Annotated in this window: 17 protein-coding genes and 1 pseudogene; 16 read left to right on the top strand and 2 right to left on the bottom strand. The window is 39.1% G+C overall.

Annotation, left to right across the window (positions count from 1 at the left end; all coding sequences use genetic code 11):
• The first annotated feature begins 12 nt into the window (after positions 1–12).
• From AC59HZ_RS18970 to AC59HZ_RS18940, 7 genes and pseudogenes are all read left to right on the top strand, one after another.
• The gene (locus AC59HZ_RS18970; protein ID WP_496547442.1) at positions 13–1,593 is read left to right on the top strand and encodes a glutathione ABC transporter substrate-binding protein; all 1,581 of its coding nucleotides are present in this window, start codon (positions 13–15) and stop codon (positions 1,591–1,593) included.
• 61 nt (positions 1,594–1,654) lie between these two features.
• Complete coding sequence (gene gsiC / locus AC59HZ_RS18965) at positions 1,655–2,575, top strand: glutathione ABC transporter permease GsiC (protein ID WP_496547352.1); 921 nt, start codon at positions 1,655–1,657, stop codon at positions 2,573–2,575.
• Between the two features lie 27 nt (positions 2,576–2,602).
• The gene (locus AC59HZ_RS18960) at positions 2,603–3,508 is read left to right on the top strand and encodes an ABC transporter permease subunit (protein WP_496547351.1); all 906 of its coding nucleotides are present in this window, start codon (positions 2,603–2,605) and stop codon (positions 3,506–3,508) included.
• A gap of 21 nt (positions 3,509–3,529) precedes the next feature.
• Positions 3,530–4,519, top strand: a complete 990-nt coding sequence (locus tag AC59HZ_RS18955; protein WP_496547350.1) for an ABC transporter ATP-binding protein — start codon at positions 3,530–3,532, stop codon at positions 4,517–4,519.
• Positions 4,520–4,522: 3 nt separating this feature from the next.
• Entirely contained in the window at positions 4,523–5,485 is a 963-nt protein-coding gene (locus AC59HZ_RS18950; protein WP_496547349.1) for an ABC transporter ATP-binding protein, read from the top strand.
• 39 nt (positions 5,486–5,524) lie between these two features.
• Entirely contained in the window at positions 5,525–7,264 is a 1,740-nt protein-coding gene (locus AC59HZ_RS18945; protein WP_496547348.1) for a sigma 54-interacting transcriptional regulator, read from the top strand.
• 89 nt (positions 7,265–7,353) lie between these two features.
• Positions 7,354–7,497, top strand: a pseudogene (locus tag AC59HZ_RS18940) (YybI family spore inner coat protein); the annotation flags it as partial.
• A gap of 66 nt (positions 7,498–7,563) precedes the next feature.
• On the opposite strand, the gene AC59HZ_RS18935 reads toward AC59HZ_RS18940, so the two are convergent.
• Together AC59HZ_RS18935 and AC59HZ_RS18930 are read right to left on the bottom strand one after the other, a co-directional pair.
• On the bottom strand, positions 7,564–8,298 hold the full coding sequence (locus tag AC59HZ_RS18935) for a response regulator transcription factor (RefSeq protein WP_496547347.1): 735 nt from the start codon (positions 8,296–8,298) through the stop codon (positions 7,564–7,566).
• Positions 8,273–10,051: a cache domain-containing sensor histidine kinase gene (locus AC59HZ_RS18930; RefSeq protein WP_496547346.1), complete on the bottom strand. Its 1,779-nt coding sequence runs from the start codon at positions 10,049–10,051 to the stop codon at positions 8,273–8,275. Before AC59HZ_RS18930 ends, AC59HZ_RS18935 begins: the two co-directional genes overlap by 26 nt.
• A 242-nt stretch (positions 10,052–10,293) precedes the next feature.
• Here AC59HZ_RS18930 and AC59HZ_RS18925 point away from each other — a divergent pair, with 242 nt between their 5' ends.
• The 9 genes from AC59HZ_RS18925 (at position 10,294) to AC59HZ_RS18885 (ending at position 19,300) form a co-directional block, all read left to right on the top strand.
• Positions 10,294–11,658, top strand: coding sequence for an ABC transporter substrate-binding protein (locus tag AC59HZ_RS18925; protein ID WP_496547345.1), 1,365 nt, complete (start codon positions 10,294–10,296; stop codon positions 11,656–11,658).
• Positions 11,659–11,737: 79 nt separating this feature from the next.
• Positions 11,738–12,688 (top strand): carbohydrate ABC transporter permease, encoded by a 951-nt coding sequence (locus AC59HZ_RS18920; RefSeq protein WP_496547344.1) that lies wholly within the window; start codon positions 11,738–11,740, stop codon positions 12,686–12,688.
• Positions 12,688–13,524: a carbohydrate ABC transporter permease gene (locus AC59HZ_RS18915; RefSeq protein WP_496547343.1), complete on the top strand. Its 837-nt coding sequence runs from the start codon at positions 12,688–12,690 to the stop codon at positions 13,522–13,524. Before AC59HZ_RS18920 ends, AC59HZ_RS18915 begins: the two co-directional genes overlap by 1 nt.
• A 55-nt stretch (positions 13,525–13,579) precedes the next feature.
• Positions 13,580–13,936 (top strand): cupin domain-containing protein, encoded by a 357-nt coding sequence (locus tag AC59HZ_RS18910; protein ID WP_496547342.1) that lies wholly within the window; start codon positions 13,580–13,582, stop codon positions 13,934–13,936.
• Positions 13,937–13,975: 39 nt separating this feature from the next.
• Positions 13,976–15,061, top strand: a complete 1,086-nt coding sequence (locus AC59HZ_RS18905) for a Gfo/Idh/MocA family protein (RefSeq protein ID WP_496547341.1) — start codon at positions 13,976–13,978, stop codon at positions 15,059–15,061.
• A gap of 19 nt (positions 15,062–15,080) precedes the next feature.
• A complete protein-coding gene (locus tag AC59HZ_RS18900) occupies positions 15,081–15,995 on the top strand; it encodes a sugar phosphate isomerase/epimerase family protein (RefSeq protein ID WP_496547340.1) in 915 nt (304 codons plus the stop codon).
• Positions 15,988–17,229, top strand: a complete 1,242-nt coding sequence (locus AC59HZ_RS18895) for a Tm-1-like ATP-binding domain-containing protein (protein WP_496547339.1) — start codon at positions 15,988–15,990, stop codon at positions 17,227–17,229. Before AC59HZ_RS18900 ends, AC59HZ_RS18895 begins: the two co-directional genes overlap by 8 nt.
• Complete coding sequence (locus AC59HZ_RS18890; RefSeq protein WP_496547338.1) at positions 17,216–18,058, top strand: phosphoenolpyruvate hydrolase family protein; 843 nt, start codon at positions 17,216–17,218, stop codon at positions 18,056–18,058. Before AC59HZ_RS18895 ends, AC59HZ_RS18890 begins: the two co-directional genes overlap by 14 nt.
• Positions 18,059–18,190: 132 nt before the next feature.
• Positions 18,191–19,300 carry a glycosyl hydrolase family 18 protein gene (locus AC59HZ_RS18885; RefSeq protein WP_496547337.1) on the top strand — a complete coding sequence of 370 codons (1,110 nt, stop codon included), beginning with the start codon at positions 18,191–18,193 and terminating at the stop codon, positions 19,298–19,300.
• The last annotated feature ends 24 nt before the right edge of the window (positions 19,301–19,324 follow it).

The following is a 19,324-nucleotide window of genomic DNA, read 5'->3' as shown; positions in this document are numbered from 1 at the left end:
GCCGCTTTTGTAATGTGCAGCATGTTCTTAATTGGCTGCAGCAATTCAAACAGTGCATCAAGTAACACATCGAATGGCAAAAAAAATATTAAACCAGCCACGACACAAACGCTTGCCAAAAAAACAGGAAAAGATATTACGATTGCTGTTGCTAATACTTTTGTCAGCATGGATCCTCACGATACGAATGATACTTTATCCTACTCCGCTCAGAAAACAATGCTTGAAGGTTTGTTAGGATTTGACAAGGACATGAAGGTAGTTCCTGTCCTTGCTGAGAGCTATTCAGTAAATCCTGCAGCAACAGAATTTACCTTTAAGTTGCGACAAGGCATCAAGTTCCATGACGGAACACCATTTAATGCAGAAGCCGTTAAAGTCAATATTGACCGGCTTGCAAATCCAACCCTTAACTTAAAACGTCATAGTCTCTTTAAGCTTGTAAAAGAAACAACGGTTGTTGATGAGAATACGGTAAAAGTGACCTTAAGCCAGCCATTCGGTGCGATGATTAATACCTTTGCACATCCTGCTGCGATGATGATCAGCCCAAAAGCACTTGAGACATATGGAAAAGATGTTGCAAAAAATCCAGTTGGAACAGGTCCATTTAAATTTGCTGAATGGGATCCAAGTGACCATTTAAAGGTAGTTAAAAATGATCAATACTGGAGAAAAGGCTATCCAAAAGTAGATTCCATTTCATTCAAACCAACACCTGAAAATGGAGCACGTGTAGCCAAGCTGCAAACTGGTGAAGCAGATTTTATTTACCCAGTACCATCTGAACAGGCGGAAAGTATTAATGGTAAAAGTGGAATTGTAGTTGAAAATGCTCAATCCATTATCGTCCGGTATTTATCCATGAATACATTAAAGAAACCGTACAATGATGTCCGAGTTAGACAGGCCATTAACTATGCGATTAACAAGGATGCATTTATAAAGGTTGTAATGAATGGTTTTGCGACTCCATTAGATTCCATTATTGCTCCAAACGTACAGTTTTACGCAAAACAACAGCCGTATCAGTTTAATCTCGAAAAAGCGAAACAATTGTTGAAGGAAGCAGGTTACGATCAAGGCTTTACAGCAAAATTATGGGGTAATAACGATACAGGTGCCATTAAAGGAATGGAGTTTATTCAACAACAGTTAGCGCAAATTGGCATTAAAGTGGAAATTGTTCCAATGGAATCAGGTACAGAGTCAGATAAAATCTGGAACGTTGAAGACCCTAGCAAGGCTGATATTGAATTGTATTATGGCGGCTGGTCACCGTCGACTGGTGATGCGGACTGGGGAATCCGCCCATTATTAGGCGGAAATGATGCTTTTCCTCCAAAATCCTATAACACTGCTTATTATAACAGCCAGGAAGTAAACCAAGGTATCAGTGATGCACTGGCAACCGCAGACCCAGATAAGCGAAAAGCAGCATATGAAAAACTAGAAAAGGCCATTTGGAATGATGCTCCATGGGCATTCTTATCTGTTGACGATACGATTGCAGGAAAGAAAAATTACTTAGACGGTATTTACCTTCTGCCAGATGGTTCATTAGATGTCTCGAATATTGAGATCAAACAGTAAGAGAGGGTGAGCGCTATAGTCATATAGCGCTCATCTAATTATCCGAAAGGGAGGAATCCAATTGTTACGCTATTTTAATAAAAGATTAATTGGAATCATACCTATCCTATTTTTTGTTTCCATTTTTATTTTTCTGTTTGTTCATTTGATTCCAGGCGATCCTGCCAGATTAGTAGCAGGGCCGGATGCCACACTTGACGATGTAAATGCTGTCCGGAAAGAGCTTGGTTTAGACAAGCCATTATATACTCAATATGTGAATTTTATGACCAATATTGTTCATGGTAACTTTGGTCTTTCATTAAAAACCAAACGGCCAGTTCTTACTGAAATTTCTGAGCGGTTTATGCCAACTTTCTGGCTGACTTTGTGGAGTATGATTTGGGCCTATCTATTTGGCCAAATTGTCGGGGTTATATCCGCAACGAAAAGAAATAAGTGGCAGGATTATCTTGGAATGTTTGGAGCCATTGCTGGTATCTCTCTCCCTTCCTTTTGGCTGGGATTAATGCTGATTCAATATTTTTCCGTTCATTTAGGATGGTTTCCTACAGGAGGTTTGGATTCTTGGAAAAGTTATATCTTACCATCTATCACCTTAGGTGCAGGGGAGGCAGCGTTTATCGCCAGGTTCTCTCGTTCTTCACTAATGGACGTCCTAAATGAAGACTATATTCGCACCGGACGGGCAAAGGGATTAAAGGAAAGCGGCGTGGTTTGGGGACATGCCTTAAAAAATTCAATGATTCCAGTTGTGACCATGGCAGGATTGCAATTTGGTTTTTTGCTTGGCGGCTCCATTGTCATTGAAACCGTGTTTAGCTGGCCAGGTCTAGGAAGATTGTTGATTGACTCTGTTTCCTTTAGGGATTACCCAGTCATCCAAGCCGAAATGCTCTTATTCTCTTTGGAATTCATTTTAATCAATTTGCTTGTTGATTTAATCTATGGATTCTTAAATCCGCAAATTCGTTACGACTAAATGAACAAGAATAAGGAGGAATGAATAATGGCTGGAGTGAAAATAGAGGAAGTCATCGAGCGGCCGCTTCCAAAACCAGTAAAAGAAAAAAAAAATACACCTGCTGCGGAGTTTTGGCGAAAGTTTAAGAAACAAAAAATGGCAGTTGCGGCCGGTGTTTTCGTAGGCATCCTGTTTCTTTTAGGTATGATTGGGCCTTATATTACTTCATATGGTGCAGCTCAATTTGACTATAATCATACTTTAGAGGGGCCGTCGGCTCTCCACTGGGCTGGAACCGATGCTTATGGGCGCGATATTTTTAGCCGGATTATTATTGGAACAAGGATCTCCTTATTTATTAGCTTATTGTCTGTTTTAATGGGTGCAGTTGCTGGAACCTTTCTTGGTCTCATTAGTGGTTATTATGGGAAATGGATTGACAATATGATCATGAGATTTTGTGATATTCTTTTTGCCTTCCCGGGAATCTTACTGGCGATTGGGATTATTGCTATTCTTGGACCAGGCTTAGGAAATGTAGTGATTGCGATTTCCGTTTTTAGTGTTCCGATGTTTGCGCGGATTGTAAGAAGTAGTACATTAGCTGTTAAAACGGCAGTATACGTGGAAGCCACCAGGTCTATGGGTGCGAAACATGGAAGAATTATCTGGAAGCATATTTTTCCAGGAACCATCTCAGCCATTATCGTAAACTTTACCATGCGTTTAGGTACAGCCATTTTAACGGCAGCCTCTTTAAGCTTTATTGGACTTGGTGCTCAGCCACCTTCTCCAGAGTGGGGAGCAATGCTAAGCGGTGGAAGGGATTATTTAAATACCGCCCCACACGTTACTTTTTTTCCAGGCCTTGCTATTTTCCTGACCGTGCTTGCATTTAATCTGCTTGGTGATGGGCTCCGGGATGCGTTAGATCCAAAAATGAAAGATTAACCATCAGAAAGGGGTAAGGTGATGGCCGAAAAATTACTGGATATAAAGAATTTGCAAACTCATTTTATTACTGACCGCGGGGTTATGAGGGCTGTTGACGGTGTCAATTTAACGGTTCATAAAGGGGAGACAGTCGGGGTAGTTGGAGAGTCAGGCTGTGGAAAAAGTGTTACTTCGTTATCGGTTATGCGGCTGTTAAAGGATACACCAGGAAAGATTATAGGGGGAACGATTGAATTTGAAGGCAAAAACCTGGTCGAGATTCCTGAAACAGAGATGCGAATGATTAGGGGAAATGAAATCGCGATGATTTTCCAGGAACCGATGACTTCGTTAAACCCTGTTTATAAAATTGGCAGGCAAATAGAAGAATCCATCATACTTCATTTAAAATATAGCAAAAAACAAGCCCGTGACCATGCCATAAAAATGCTTCAGCTCGTTGGGATACCGAGAGCGGAGGAGATTGTTAATGAATATCCCTATCAGCTTTCCGGTGGAATGCGGCAGCGTGTCATGATTGCGATGGCCATGGCGTGCCAGCCCAAACTCTTGATTGCGGATGAACCGACAACCGCATTGGATGTGACCATTCAAGCACAAATCTTAGACTTAATGAGAAAATTACGTGAAGAAAGCAGCTCTTCGATTTTGATGATTACCCATGATTTAGGGGTTGTCGCAGAAATGTGTGACCGTGTAGTCGTAATGTATGCAGGAAAAGTGGTTGAAGAGGCTGATGTATATACGATATTTGAAAATCCTAAACATCCTTATACAAAAGGTTTGCTTGAATCCGTTCCAAAACTAGGTCAAAAAAGTAATCGATTAGGATCCATTCCAGGGAATGTCCCGACACCTGGCAATATGCCTGATGGATGTAAATTTGCTCCAAGGTGCAGTAAAGTCATGGCTATATGCAAGAAACAAGATCCTGAATTAACCGTGGTTGATCAGAATCACACTTGCAGATGCTGGCTTTATCAAGATAGCGGAGTATTGGAGGTTTAAGTGATGGAAACTCCATTAGTGGAAGTAAAAAACTTGAAAAAATATTTTCCTAAAAAGAGCGGCTTATTTGGTAGAAAAAATTCATTTGTAAAAGCGGTAGATGATGTTTCCTTTACTATTAATAAAGGTGAAACGCTGGGCCTTGTTGGTGAAAGCGGCTGTGGAAAATCTACCACAGGAAGAATGCTGATGAGATTACTTGATCCTACCGAAGGGCAGATTTTATTTGAAGGGGAAGAGATTAGCAGTTTAAACGATAATCAAATCCGGGATATGAGAAAAGAATTTCAGATGGTCTTTCAGGATCCCTATGCATCCCTAAACCCAAGGATGAAGGTGGGAGATATAATCTCCGAGCCGTTAATTATTCATGGGTATCCTAAAGAGAAACGGGAAGAGCGAGTATATAAGTTACTAGAGGTTGTGGGATTAAGTGCCTATCATGCCGATCGTTATCCACATGAATTTAGCGGCGGTCAGCGCCAAAGAATTGGGATTGCTCGTGCCCTTGCAGTCAACCCGAAATTAATTATCGCCGATGAACCCGTTTCTGCATTGGATGTGTCCATTCAATCGCAAATTCTAAACCTTTTAAAAGACCTTCAAGATGAATTTCAATTGACCTATTTATTTATTGCGCATGATTTAAGTGTGGTGGAACATATAAGTGATCGTGTAGGTGTCATGTATCTTGGAAAAATTGTTGAATTGGCTGATAAGGAGACCCTTTATCAAAATCCATTGCATCCCTACACAAAGGCATTAATATCAGCAGTACCCATTCCTAATCCTCGGCTGAGAAGAGAAAGGATTATATTAAAAGGGGATATCCCTAGTCCATCCAATCCGCCAAGCGGATGTACCTTCCATACGAGGTGTCCTTTTGCTACGGATGTATGTAAAAAAGAGATTCCGAAACTTCGGGAAAATACATCTGGGCATTTAGTTTCGTGTCATTTATACTAGTATAATAGGAATACTTGGAGTTCGGAGGTTATACTAGCGATGTCTAATCAAATTGTTCACATAATAGCATATCAGGAGAAGTCCTTAGAACGAGTAATGAAACAAATGAAGGAAGTTTTGGGACAACACATTAAAGTAAAGCCTACAACTTTAAAGGAAATCCGTCCTGAAATGGTTCATCCAAATGATATTGTCTTCCTTTACCATCCTATGATTAAAGGAATCGTGAATAAACTGATTCCACCCGAGTGTCCCTGTATTGTTGCAAAACGAGACATTAATATGGCTAATTGCAGAGAGTTGATCAATCTCCCTCCAGGTCAGAAGATACTTGTTGTTAATGATACAAAGAAAACGATTGAAGAAGCTGTTGCCTCACTTCGTGAGACGATCTCTGAGCATGAGTACTTTCCGTATAATCCTGATGAAAATATTCCGGATGACATAGATTATATTTTAACTCCAGGGGAGATAGACTTATTACCTGATGGGTTAACAAACGTGATCAATATTGGAGATAGAATTTTAGATATTGAAACCTTTATCGAATTTGCTGAATTGCTCGGTATCGACTATCAACCTCAGATGGTTAAGAGGTATATGAAATCTTTAGTTTCACTTTCATTGGAATATGAGGGAATGGATTACACAAAAGGGAACCGGATGAAGGACATTCGAAATGTTTCCCGTTATACGTTTGATGATGTAATTGCCGAAAGTACGTCCATGGTAAAAACGGTTCAACTAGCAAAGGAATTTGCAAGGACATCTTTCCCTGTATTTATTTATGGTGAAAAAGGAGCAGGAAAAAGTATGCTCGCACAAGCGATTCATCATTATTCCTATCATACCGGAGATCCTATTTTTTCTGTGAATTGCAAATCAAAACCAATTGACATTCTGGAAAAGGAATTGTTTGGGTTTGAGGAAGATCTTATCCATACAATGGGAGCTTTTGAGATAACAAACAATGGAACGGTTTATTTGGAAGATGTAGATGAATTGCCTTTTTCACTCCAAATTAGAATATTCAATGCTGTAAAAGAAAGTAACTTTCTTCGAGTTGGCGGCACAACACCCATTCCATTCCAGGCACGGTTGATTGCCTGCAGTACAAAGGAATTAGACAAACTTGCTGACAATGGAACGTTTTATCGTCCTTTTTATGAAATGCTGACATCCCAATCTCTCATCGTCCCTTCTTTGAAGGAGAGAATGGAAGATTTTGTGCCATTAATTGAGGAATTAAAACGAAGGCTCAAAAAAACAGATGTCATTTTTACAGATGAAGCTATGGATCATTTACTTTGTTATGGATGGCCGAGAAATGTAACGGAACTTTATGATTGTATTACCTATATTTGTTCTATGGGAGAGGATACCATAGGAGTGAAGTCGTTACCAATAAATATACGGATGATGAGCGGGGAATGTAAACTTGGGTTATTGAAGGGACATAAGATTAACCCTTTAGATATTATTAAAAAAATTGAAGCCCATGGTTTTTTAGAAGAAAGTATCGAAATACTGAAAATATTTGCATTTGGGAAGCATGAACGAACCTCATTTGGAAGGCTGACTCTTAAAAAGCGGTTGGAAGAAGCAGGGATTGATCTATCTGAGCAACAAATTCGGATGAGAATGGAAATCCTCCAGGAGCTGGAATTATTAATTGTTCGACAGGGACGAGCAGGGTCCACCATATCACAAATAGGTGAAGAATTTCTTCAATTTTTACAGTCCTCTGCAAACGTTAATATTAAAGGTAGTTATGATTGATTTAAGAGGCTAATGGCCTCTTATTTTTATTTCCCATAAATTATTTACTAAAGCATTTCTTAGTAATAAGGAATGCTTTTTTATCTATGTTATATGAGCTGGCAGCGCATCAAAGGATAGCAGGAAGGTACAATGCTGACAGTCTTGGAGAAGTACAAACCGTCTTGAAATGGAACGGCCAGGTGTTTGCTCCTGAAAGGCAGACAGTGGCTACGTTTGGCGGGGAGTTGTAAAAAAAAGGACATCCAAATGGGATGTCCTATTTTTTGTGAAAATTTTCTAAATGTACTTCATGTGTTTCAAAATTGTTTTCTATATTCCTTTGGGGTTATACCATATTGTTTTTGAAACATTTTTGTAAAGTATTTGGGGTCATTGTAGCCAACTTGCTGACTGATTTCGTAATATTTAAGGTTTGGCTTTTTAAGCAATTGGCATGCTTTTTCCATTCTTACACGAGTTAGAAATTGAATGAAGGATTCGTTGGTAATGGATTTAAAAATTTGTCCAAAATAATGTTCGGTTAGGTGAACACGCTTGGAAACATCTTTTAAGGTTATGGGATTCATATAATTAGCATGGATGTAAGATTTTGCACTTAATACGAGTCTTTCATGATAGGAAGCAGACTTATCGTCACTCGTAGATTCATCCTTTGGAATGACGGATTCCTTTTGAATTCTATCAATCACTTCAAATAGCTCATTTGTATCGATAGGTTTTAAGATATATCCTTTTGCATTATATTTTAGGGCACTATGGGCATAGGTAAACTCTTCATAACCACTCATTACAATTACATGGGTACCAGGGGAATGTTCATAAATATGTTTGGTTAATTCAATGCCATCCATATTCGGCATACGAATATCAGTAAGGATGAAGTCTATTTTTTCGTTTTCCATCCAATGTAATGCTTCAGTTCCACTCTCAGCGGTTCCTACCACATCAATATTCCTCTCTTGCCATTCATCCATTGACATCAAACTGCTCGAAATTAGCCAATCATCATCCACAATCAACATTTTTTTCATTGAAATCACACACCTCGATTGGAAATTTAATGGTGACAGTCGTACCCTTGTTGACTTTGCTATCTATACTGATTCCAAAATTTTCTCCGTAATGTGAGCGAATCCTTGTTTGCACATTGTATAGTCCTATTTTCTTTTTATACTTCGATAAATCCTCTGAATTATTTTTCAGACGTTCACGAATTTGTTCCAGCTGATCTGGTTGTATTCCCTTTCCATTATCGGCAATGGTGAAAATGATCATTTCATCTACAAACTTCCCCTCAATTTTTATCCTGCCAAAAGTCCGCAATGGGTCGATTCCATGAATAATGGCATTTTCCACGATTGGCTGGAGAATCAATTTTGTGGTGAGACAATTTTTAATACCTTCATCAAGAATGATGGTATAGTCAAGAGGATCTCTCATCCTGACTTTTTGGATTTCAAGATAACTTTCTATGTACATAATCTCTTGTTGAATAGGGATTTTTTCCTCAAACGAACTTATGCTTAATCGTAATAATCGCCCTAATAATACGATTAAGTGGCTGATTTCATGCTCCTTTTTAATTCGCGCCAATGAGTTAATGGATTCAAGCGTATTGTATAGGAAATGAGGATTAATTTGGAGCTGGAGTGCCGTGATTTCCGCTGCTTTTTTTAATTTCTCTTCTTTTGATACAGATTGGATCAGCTTTTTGATCTGGACGATCATTTCATTAAATCCTCTTCCAAGTTCGCCTATTTCATCTTTTGATTTAACATGGAAGGTTTGGTCGAGGTCGCCACGTTTTACATTCGTCATCGCTTGCTGCAATCTCCTAATTGGCTGGGATATTCTGTGGGAGATAAACATAGCTGCTAATATACAAACGATGACACTAGTAATAGTGATGATCCAAGCAATGAATTTGACTTCATTGACGGGCTTATAAAATTCACCTACTTCAAAATATTCTGACACATACCACTTAGTGGTAGGGTTGAATTGCTTGAAAATGAGGTAGTTTTTATCATGTGCTGTTTGAAGGACAAACCCAGATTTTTGTTTTTGAATGGAATCAAACCATATATGAGTTGATGCTTCTGGTGATAGTACGAAACCTTGTCGGTCATAAATAAATGTTCCTGAAGAGAGAGCGGTATCCAACTCACTATTTAATAGGTTTTGGAGCAATTCTGGTTTAAAATCGATCACAATATAACCGAAGCTTCTAAGTTTTTTATCCCAAACTTTTTGAACATAGGAGTAGACCTTTTGATTCTTATCCAGGTTTGAATACTCTCGAGTATGGAGATTGGTAATAAGCGGGTTTAGGTTATTTTTCTCAATTTCTTTCAGCCATGGAAGTGTATTAAAATGATCCTTTGTAAACTTCATATTGAGAGAATACCCATAATTGTACACAAATCCATTATTACTAATAACAGTAATTCCGACTGTTTCCGGGCGGATCGTTTGAATGCTTTCCATTAAGACATCCAGTTTTAGATAGAAATCAGAGTGCATGGTGGGATCATTATTGGCTAAAAATTGTGAGAAAACATTACTGCTCCGCATTCCAGATTGCATTCTTTCTAAATCGAACAAAAATGTGTTAAGAGACTTCATTTTCTGACTTAAAATGTAATTTGCATGGTACTCTAATTTCTCATAAAGATGATGGGAATATTTATCATAGGTAATCCATCCCACAAATGATAGGGGGATGACTGAAATAAGTACAAATGATAAAAGGAGTTTGAAGAAGATTGAGTTTGCAAATCGCATTTTTGATAGAACCCCCTTGTTTTATCTAGATCATGCTTTTCATGTTATCCACGAAATGTCTCCTTTTTTCAACTGTTTATCCCGTTGTTATATTATATTAAAAATTTATAATTATCAGTAAGTTGTAAATTTAATATTTTAAGAATAATCGAAGGGAGGATAAAATGTAAAATACTTTTTAAGACAACTAGTCGTATCCTACTAAAAATTCCATTGTTAAAGAATCAGGGAGGGTCATAAAAATGAGAGATTATCGTCGTCTATTTTCTTTAGCGCTAACAATCGTGATGGTTTTAGGTTTGATGGTGGGTTGTCAGTCCCCAACAGCTGGTTCAAATGAGAAGGAACCTAGTAAAAATAATGGAAGCAAGAATGAGAGTGCAAAGAGTGATCATGATAAAACACTGAACCTATATATCCCTAATTATTACAACGATGTAGAAAAACAACAATGGGCTAAGGTTGTGGAGAAATTTAAAGAACTGAATCCTGGTGTGAATGTAAATGTAGCAAATGGAGATGTGCAGGTAGAATCGGGCAAGCTGCCAACCCTCTTACAATCAGGCGTTGAGCCGCCAGATGCGATTCTCATGAATGCCGGCCCTGGAAGAGTTTCGGTATTATCTAATGTGAATTTAATTCAACCATTAAATAAATTGTATGAAAAAAATAATTGGAAAGATCAGTTGCGTCCATTTGCTTATGAGCTTATCTCTGGAGAGAAAAACATCTATGAATTGCCTCATATGGTTGATGCGATAGGATTTTTCTATAATAAAGATGTTTTTGAACAGAATGGCATCAAGGTTCCAACTTCAAAAGACGAATTTTTGAAAGCGCTTCAAACATTGAAGGATAAGGGAGTCGCACCAATAACAGTAGGTGCCCGAAATGGATATGCGATTGGTTGGCTATTTGGGGTCATGTTAGAGTCTGCTGCAGGAACGGAAAAAGTGGAAGAACTTCTGTATGGGAATGGTAAATGGAATGATCCAGAGATTGTGAAAGTAGCGGAAATGATGGCTGATTGGGTGAAAAAAGGATATATAACCAAAGAGTCCGTAACGCAAACACAGGCAGATTCAAAGTTTAGATTTTTAAGTAAAAAAGCGGCAATGGAGGCTGAAGGAACCTATTTGATTACGGACCTTGTGGATCAAAAATTACAATCTAGCGTGAATTCGGTCATGATGCCTTCCTTCATAGAAGGCAAAACAGCCAAACCAGTTGGAGGCATCGGGTTAACTTGGGTTATTCCCACCAAAGCAAAAGATGTGGATCTTGCTGAGAAATGGTTTAATTTTATCGTTTCTAAAGACTATAGCGAAATTGTTTTAAACTTACCTGATTACAATTTTGTTCCTGCCTCTAAAGCTTCGATTGGCATTGAGCCAGCAGGTGAAGTGTTAAAATCATCCATGAAAAATATTGAGAATGGTTCAGGCTACAATCCTAGTGTCTTTATGGGTGTGGAAGCAAAGGAAGCCTATTACCAAAACCTACAAGGTTTAGTGGGCGGATTAACGAAACCAAAAGAAGCGATGGATAATATTGAAGCGGCTGCTGAGAAAGACCGTGCCGCAGGATTTAAATTAAATAAGAAATAAGGAAAATAAAATAAGAGGCTTAGATTATGGATTGAGACCTGAATAGTTTAAGCCTCTTATAGTAAGGAGGGGAAACGCATTGAACCTAAACGATTCTACATCCTCTTTAGAAATGGACCTCAAGAAAAATCTCTCATTGGTAAAGGGGAAAAACAAATTAAAGCTTAAAAAGTTGATAACCATTCTATCATTTCTGCTTCCGGCGTTAATCCTATATTTCACATTTATGCTCATTCCAATGATCGATGCGGTCCGTTATAGCTTTTTTGATTGGGATGGCGCAGCCCCTTCCATGAATTTTGTAGGGTTTGAAAATTATATCAAGCTCGCCGATGACAAGATATTTTTGAAAGCTCTTAGCCACAATTTGTTATGGGTTGTCTTAAGTTTGATATTAATGGTCATTCCGACTCTAGTACTGGCAGTATTGATTAGCCGAGTAAAAAAAGGAAAAACGTTTTTTCGAGCAGGATTCTATCTTCCAAGTGTTCTTTCATTAGCTGTTGTTGGTGTGTTGTGGTCGAAAATTTATGACCCGATGATGGGGCCAATCAATGTATTTTTGAAATCAATTGGATTAGAGAACCTAGCGAAAAACTGGCTGGGGGAACCATTCTTTGTCATCCCAGCACTAGTAATAGCGAGTACCTGGGCCTTTTATGGACTCTACATGATTTTATTCTTAGCCGGTTTGCAAAATATTAATCATGAATTATATGAGGCAGCCGATCTTGATGGAGCGGGCCCGATCCGGAAATTTTGGAGTATTACTGTTCCGAGTTTACGGAATACTTTGAATGTTGTGATTAGTATGGTCATTATTAATTCACTGAAGGGATTTGCTTTGATTTGGATTATGACTCAAGGTGGTCCATTTTATATGAGTGAGCTCGTTTCCACTTACGTTTATAAGGCTGCCTTCAGTATGAATAAGGTTAGCTATGCCACTGCAGGAAGCGTCGTTTTGGGAATCATCGTCATTGTTTTTACGATTGCTTTTAACTATTACCGTGAAAGGAGTGAAAATTAATGGAATCTCTTATCAAGAGATGGAAGACTTCACAAATTGCACTGTGTACGGTCTTGCTGCTGCTTCTTCTCTTCATCACGGCACCGATCTTTTACGCGGTAATAGCCAGTTTTAAAACCAATATGGAGATTTTCAACTCACCATTTTCGCTGCCGAAGTCATGGAATTTTGACAACTATATCAATGCATGGAATCTAGGAAACTTTAAACAAATTTTTTTAAATAGCGCACTTATCACGGTTGGGGGAATGCTGATTGTGGCCCTTGTTGCGTGTCCTGCAGGATATGCGTTTGCACAATTATCCTTTAAGGGAAGCAATCTACTCTTTTACATGTTTTTATTAGGGATGTCATTGCCAATCCAGGCTATTATTATCCCGATTTTCTTTCAATTAAAGACGATGGGACTAGTCAATACCCTTACTGGCGTTACCTTGGTTTCATCAGGATTGGCGCTGCCTTTTTCCATTTTCCTTATGAGAAATACATTCCGCGATATACCAAAAGAGCTGAGGGAATCAGCTGCCATGGATGGCGCAGGGGAATGGCGAACCTTTTGGTCTGTCATCCTTCCACTTGCAAAACCTGGTTTAGTAGCTCTGCTGATCTTCACCTTTATGAATATCTGGAATGACTTCTTACTCCCATTAGTTTTATTGGTAAACCCAGAAAAATTTACGATTTCACTAGGTTTATATTCTTTTCAGGGTGAACAAACAACAAATTTTGGTTTAATTTTTGGCGGAACTGTCATTAGCATGATTCCAAGCATTATCGTTTATATCCTCTTTCAAAGGTCATTCGTAGAAGGGATGACGGACGGGGCTAATAAGTAAGTCTTTTCTTACTTTAATAGATTTTATGAAATTACGACTATAAGGAGAGGTTAAAATGGCAACGATTACAGATTTGAATTCAGAAAAACATGTACTACCAATGGATTGGGGGGCCATTCAGTGGCTTTGCGGGGAAGAAATCGATCCCGAGTGTGAAATGACATTCGGCATGGTTTACATCAAGGCAGGTGAATCTAATCCCCGGCATGTTCATCCAAATTGCGAAGAGCTGATCTTCGTCTTATCGGGTGAGTGTAACCACACATTGGGTGATGAAACGTACCATCTTAAACCGGGAATGATGCTGCGAATCCCGCGCAATGTCCCGCACAATGCAACGGTTACAAGCTGGGAACCTTGTAAAATGATCATTGCCTATTCTGCGCCAGACAGGAAAACGATTGGAGAGTAATCAATTTTTGAAAATAGCACAATGAAAAGGGGAATGAAGATGGAACCAGTGAAATTCAATTATGAGTATTCACGAAAAATAAGAGTGGGGTTTATTGGATGCGGAGCACATGCATTTAGGAATGTGTATCCGACCTTTGATTATGCTCCGATCGAACTAGTCGCGGTTTGTGATTTAAATCAAGAGCGTGCAGACATTTACAAAAAAAGATTCGGTGCGGAAAAAACCTATACAGATTATAAGGAAATGATCAAAAAAGAAGATTTAGATGCTGTCTTTGTCGTATTAAATTTTGATAAAAATGGCCACCCACTATACCCGAAAATCGTTCCAGATATCCTGAAGGCTGGGCTGCCTGCCTGGATCGAAAAGCCTGTAGCCTATACAGCAAGAGAAGCAGAAGAATTGATAGAGCTGGAAGAAAAGACGGGCCAGTTCGTCCTCGTTTCTAATAAGCGCTATTTTTATCCATCATTTGAAAGAGCTAAAAAAATTCTTGAAAGTGAAGCGTTTGGGGAACCTGTCTCCGTATCTGGAAGATACCCGCTCACTTTGTCCCCATTCCAGGAGGAGCTGGGGGAACGTACAGGTTTACACTGGTTTTTAGATATTTGTCATCCTATGTCTGGTATTCATTACCTGATGGGTGAGGTAAAGGAAATGTGCTTTATTGAACACCAGCCAAGCGGGAACGTGCAAACCCTGCTCACTTTTAAGTCAGGTGCTGTTGGAAATTTACAATTACCCTCTACTCAAGCGGATACAAGTCCATTAGAAAGATTTGAGGTAATTGGGAATAAACAGAATATCGTAATCGATAACGGGATGAGACTTTCCTACTATAAGGGATTAAAAGGAAGCGGGGAGTATGGGAAAGCGCCATCTTATATTGGCGATGACCCTGCTGCTGGTCCAGTCCATTGGGAACCAGAATTTTCTTTAGGACAAATTTACAATAAAAATCTTTTCCTACAAGGCATGGTCCAAAGCGTAAATCACTTCGCAAATGCGGTAATAAATGGAAGAAAAATTGAACGAGCAACCTTAAGAGATTCGCTGCATTTAACAAAAATCTTTGAGGCCTATAAAAATAACCGTTCCGGCAAATGGATTACGATTGAATAACTTTGAGGAGGACAAAAAAATGAAACTTAGTATCTTCACTGATATGTTAGGGTGTGAGTCTTTCGAGGAAGCACTTCATCATACAAAAGAACTTAGATTTGAAAATATTGATTTAAGAGGGAAATTAAATGGATCTACAATTGATAACATCACAGTGGATAAAGCAAGGTATTTAAGCTTGCTAGTCAAAGAGAACAATTTAAAAGTATGCAGTTTAAGCTCTTGGGCGGTAAATCCTTGTACATTCTCTGGAACTCCATCTTATCGCAATGATGATGAAAACCATCATAAACAAATGCGCACTGTCTTGACTCGACTATTCGATTTGGCAGATATTTTCTCTGCTCAATATATTAGAATCTATTCTTTATACCGACAAGAGGACTTTAATCTATTGCCAGAGGATGAAAAGGAGAAACAGTATAAGCATAATGCGGAAATGATGCTGAGGCATGCAGAACACGCAAAAGAGAGAGGGAAAATTCTATTGGTTGAAAACGAGCCGCCTACCTTAACGAGCAATTGTGAGGAATTGGGTATCCTTGTTAAATATACAAATCATCCCAATCTCAAAATCAATTGGGATATCGTCAATGGCTGGCGGGCAGGTGAATATCCGACTCTAGAAAAATATGAATGTATTAAAGGAGCAGTGTATCAAACCCATCTTAAAGGAGCTTCACGGTTATCGAATTCCATCACAAAGGATAACCCATATGGATTGTTTGGCAATTTTGCGATTGCCGGAAAGGATGAGTTTGATCACGAACCAATCATGAAGGCGCTTACTGAACATGATCCACAAGCAATTTTTACGATTGATACTCATTATCCGTCATTTTACCAGCAAGACAAACTAGGTGAAGTGGAGGTTGTCCGCAAGACGAAGGAGTTTTTCGAAACAATTTTGAAAAAGGAGGGCGCTTATGAGTAAAAGGATTGTTCTAGTTGGATCTTTAGATACTAAGGAAAAAGAGTTTTTGTATGTGAAAGAATTGATCGAAGAATCAGGAATGGAGACACTCCTAATCAATACAGGTGTCTATGAATCTTCCACTCCTGGTGACATCCTGAATGAAGAGGTTGCCATAGCAGGAGGATCAACCATTCATGAACTAAAGGAAAAAAATGACCGTGGCTTTGCCGTTGCTGTTATGACAAATGGAGCGGCCTCGATTGTAAAGCGATTGGTAGAAGAGAATCACGTTGCAGCTGTTTTTGGAATGGGGGGAACGGCTGGCACAACCGTTGGTGCTGCGGCGATGAGAAGTGTTCCGGTCGGCGTTCCGAAATTGATCGTTTCCACTGTAGCATCAGGAAATACCCGTCCATATGTTGGCGAGAAAGACATTATGATGTTGTATTCGATTGTAGATATAGCAGGGATTAACAGTTTATCTGCCAAAATTCTTCGGAACGCAGCAAATGCCCTCTGCGGGATGGTAAAAGGGAATTTCATTGCTGAAATATATGAAGAAAAGCCTATGATTGCGGCCACGATGTTTGGAGTAACCACACCGTGTGTAAATCAAACGAGAGAAATTTTAGAAAAGAACGGGTTTGATGTTCTTGTCTTCCATGCAACTGGCGCTGGCGGTGATGCGATGGAGAACTTAATAAATGACGGCTTTATTCAAGGGGTGGTGGATATCACGACGACAGAACTGGCAGATGGGCTTGTGGGCGGAATTTTTTGCTCAAGTGAAAACCGTTTAGAGGCTGCCGGTGCGAAAGGGATTCCTCAAGTGGTTTCAGTAGGTGCGTTAGATATGGTGAATTTCGGTCCTCCTGAGACAGTGCCGGCGAAATTTAAAGATCGGAAATTTTATCAGCATAATCCAACCACAACCTTGATGAGAACAACGGTTGAAGAGAACTTTACATTTGGTGAAACCATCGCACGTAAGTTGAACAAAAGTACATCGCCAACTGTCCTCGTTTTTCCTAAAGGAGGAGTTTCTTTACTCGATAGATCGGGCCAGCCATTTGAAGGGATTGTAGAGAGGCAGGCTCTCTATAAGGGGATTAAGGATAACCTGGAATCACATATAACATTCGTGGAAATGGATGAAGATATCAATCATCCAAGTGTGGCTCATATAATAGCTGATCAATTATTGGAAGTTCTAAATACAAGAATTGGAGTGATTAAGAATGGGGCTTTCTAGAAATGAAGTATTAGCACGTTTAAAAAGACAAATCAAAGATAACAAAGTGATAATAGGCGGCGGTGCTGGAACCGGGTTATCGGCAAAAAGCGCAGAAATGGGCGGAATTGATCTAATTATCATTTATAATTCAGGCCGATACCGTATGGCAGGGCGCGGGTCGCTGGCAGGGTTAATGCCTTATGGGGATGCCAATCAGATTGTTGTCGAAATGGGGAACGAAGTGTTGCCAGTCGTGAAGGATACTCCTGTATTAGCGGGTGTTTGCGGTACAGATCCATTCCGGAACATGGATTACTTCCTAAAACAATTAAAGGAATTAGGGTTTTCCGGTGTCCAAAACTTCCCAACAGTAGGGTTATGTGACGGCCAATTCCGTCAAAATTTAGAGGAGACAGGAATGGGATATGATCTAGAAGTGGAAATGATCAAAAAAGCTCATGAGATCGGGTTAGTTACCTCCCCATATGTCTTTAATGAAGAGGATGCCATTAAAATGGCAAAAGCTGGCGCTGATATATTAGTTGCTCATGTAGGTTTAACTACCAAAGGAGCCATTGGCGCGAAAACGGCAATGGATATTGATGCAGCAGTCGACTTAGTACAACGGATCCATGATGCCGGTAAGAGCATCAACCCTGACATCATCGTGTTATGCCATGGCGGTCCAATTTCTGAACCTGAAGATGCAGAGTATGTCTTAAATAGAACAACGGGTGTTTCCGGATTCTTTGGAGCCTCGAGTATTGAAAGACTTCCGACTGAATTGGCTATATCAGGGCAAGTTAAGAACTTTAAGGATATTAATGTTAATAAAATATATTCATAAAATATTACCAAAAAATTGCTAGAAATCATTCTGGCAGTTTTTTTTGTGCGTTCAGGATTTCCACATATGGGTGAATAAGTTACAACCTTTCTCATCAACTTAAGGAATATACAAATTAAAAGGAGGTGTATTATGGCGAAAAATTATTTTCGGTCATTCACCATCATTTCATTATGTATGGCATTATTACTAATGTCAGCCTGTAACCAGTTACAAAGAAAAGAAGTATCCAAAAAGAAGAAAACTCCTCGTGAAGTATTAGGCTTCTATACAGAGCAGGAAGGTACGTATCCAGGGTCTCAAGCTACAGTTAACTCTCAATTCAAGAGTTTAAGCGTCATTGCTCCTTTTTGGTATAAGCTTGATGATAAACGACCAGGCAGTCTTATTGATTCCGTTTCAACAGATCATAAGAAAAAGGTTATTCAAAGTGCCCATAAAAAACACGTGAAGGTATATATGGTTGTACATAATCTCTTTTATGAAACCGTGGAGAAGGGCAAGCAGACAGCGAGTAGTGTCCTTGATAACGATAAAAACCGCAATGTTTTCATTCAGAACTTACGCACTGAAATGAATCAGTTTAAATATGACGGTATTAATATTGATATGGAAAATCTGTATTTGACTGACCGAGATTCCTTTAGTCTGCTAATTAAAGAATTGTCTGATGCACTAAATCGTGATGGAAAAGTAGTTACGGTTTCCGTCCCGGCTAATACAGGTGATTCCCGTGCTAATCCCTGGTCCCCATGGTTTGATTACGAAAAGCTTGGTCAATATTCAGATGGTTTAATGATAATGACATATGATGAGCACAACCCTAGAACAAAACCCGGGTCAACAGCTTCAGTCGAATGGACAGAAGCAACAATTCGTTATGCTTTGAAACATGAAGTACCACCATCAAAAATTTTACTCGGTATCGCTGGTTATGGATGGGACTGGGATACGACAGCAGCAGGCAAGGCAAAGTATAGTTCCTATGAAGAGTTAATGGGTCAGAAAACAAAATATAAAGCAAAAATTATATGGGACTCCCATTCGCAATCGCCATATTTCAATTACGTCGATGAAAAACATCATAACCACCAAGCTTGGTTTGAGAATAGCAATAGTCTGCGGTTTAAGCTTAATCTTGTAGAAAAATATAACTTACGGGGAATCGGGATTTGGCGGCTTGGCTTAGAAGACCCAAAGTACTGGACAACCATACCAGTGAAATTAAAAGTAAAAAAGTGATGGAATGGTTATCCAGTATTTATA

It is taken from the genome of Neobacillus sp. DZ-9 (assembly GCF_059587065.1).
Note: the sequence above shows the minus strand (reverse complement) of the source record. Positions and strands in the feature narration are given on the sequence as shown.